The organism is Psychrobacter sp. Ps6 (assembly GCF_022129235.1).
Taxonomy (GTDB): domain Bacteria; phylum Pseudomonadota; class Gammaproteobacteria; order Pseudomonadales; family Moraxellaceae; genus Psychrobacter.
Map to the genome: position 1 here is coordinate 1 of NZ_JADQAI010000171.1, position 1,105 is coordinate 1,105.

Annotated in this window: 1 protein-coding gene; it reads right to left on the reverse strand. The window is 36.0% G+C overall.

Going from position 1 to position 1,105, the window contains the following annotated elements; all coding sequences use genetic code 11:
- Window positions 1-940: UDP-N-acetylglucosamine--undecaprenyl-phosphate N-acetylglucosaminephosphotransferase (wecA, locus tag I3255_RS14655; protein WP_238039485.1), on the reverse strand; the 940-nt coding region annotated here is incomplete at its 3' end.
- Between the last annotated feature and the right edge of the window lie 165 nt (window positions 941-1,105).

Below are 1,105 nucleotides of genomic sequence, written 5' to 3' on the forward strand. Positions count from 1 at the left end.
GAATATTAGCTACTTCGCCATAAATACCAAAACCTGCATAACAACAAGCAATAAAGCAAATTGCACCTAACGTTTGATGTGAACTTAAGCCTAAACGCTGAAAAATATGATGTAAATGTTCACGATCAGGTTTAAATGGAGAATCTCCACGACGAACACGACGTATCATTATCGCCGCCATATCCATTAAAGGAACAGCTATCAACCATAATGCAGTAACCGGACGTAAAGGAGGTTTAGTTCCATTTTGACTGGCTAATAGCAATAGCCAAATGACCGTAAAGCCAATCAGCATACTACCAGCATCCCCCATAAATACTCGTCGTTTACGACCAAAAAAACCTAAGTTCAACAAAACATAAGGAGCTATTGCCGCAATAATAATCATACATATAAATGCCAGATGACTTTGACCATCAATGGTCAGCATAATGCCTAATCCACCAAACGTCACAATTGCCAGCCCACCGAGTAAACCATCAATACCATCAACCATATTAAACGCATTAATTGCACCAATAACAGCTAAGATAGTAACAACGTACCCCATATTACCTAAATTGACATCGCCAAAAGCAAACATATTTCCTAATGTATGTAGTTTTAACCCAGTAAAATAAATCATACAAATAGAAAGACCGCCCTGAACAAGTAATCTAACTTTAAAACTTAAATCCACTTTATCATCGATAGCACCAATCACAGTCAACACAATTATACATATTGCATATAATCCGGAATCATTAAGCAAATCGGGGTTATAATATAAAAATTGAACTAGGGTTAGACAAATAGAGATTCCTCCAACTAGAGGGATGGCTCCTTGATGTAACTTTCTTTCATTTGGGGTATCTACTAAGCCTAATTTTTTTGCTAATTTACGTAACAAAAATAAAGCAGTTAGTGACGAAAAAAAAACGAAAGCCAATTCAATAAACATTATATTACCTATACGTTTAGACTACTTGTCCTGTACTGTATTATTAAAAGCACTACGAAGTAGCACAATTGCAACACCGCACATAGTACCAAGTAAAAAGGCCAATACGACAATTAATGCACGTTTCGGCTTATCTCGACTAACAGGATAATCAGCATTTTGTAA